The sequence below is a fragment of the Streptomyces sp. BE20 genome (assembly GCF_036322525.1).
In the GTDB taxonomy this organism is placed as follows: Bacteria; Actinomycetota; Actinomycetes; order Streptomycetales; family Streptomycetaceae; genus Kitasatospora.
In genome coordinates, this window is record NZ_JAQYWW010000629.1 from 1 (window position 1) to 357 (window position 357).

The window sequence follows — 357 nt, forward strand, 5'->3', positions numbered from 1 at the left end:
GAAGGAGCTGGTCGGGGAGGGTCTGGCGGTCGAGGAGCTGTTCCGCCGGGCGGACGAACTCCTGCGCGGCGTCCTGGAGTACGACGCCGTCTGCTGGCCTGGGTGAGCGAGATCGCGGAGCTCACCCAGCCGGACCGCGTCGAGTGGTGCGACGGTTCGGCCGAGGAGTACCAGCGCCTCGCGGACCTGCTGGTCGCCCAGGGCACCTTCAAGAAGCTCACGCAGCGCCGCCCGCCGCCCGCCCGCCCACAGCGCCAGCCCCATGTCGTCCAGCACGTCCCAGTGGACCTGCCAGGTCTCCACACGCAGCGTCCGCGCCCGGCAGCTTTCGACCTGCCGGGGCACGGACACCTCTCC

The 357-nt window shown here is 72.3% G+C and carries 1 protein-coding gene; it reads left to right on the top strand.

Annotation, left to right across the window (positions count from 1 at the left end):
- Positions 1-102: 102 nt before the first annotated feature.
- Positions 103-357 (top strand): hypothetical protein (locus PUR61_RS13400; protein ID WP_329879039.1); only part of this gene is annotated, 255 nt, incomplete at its 3' end.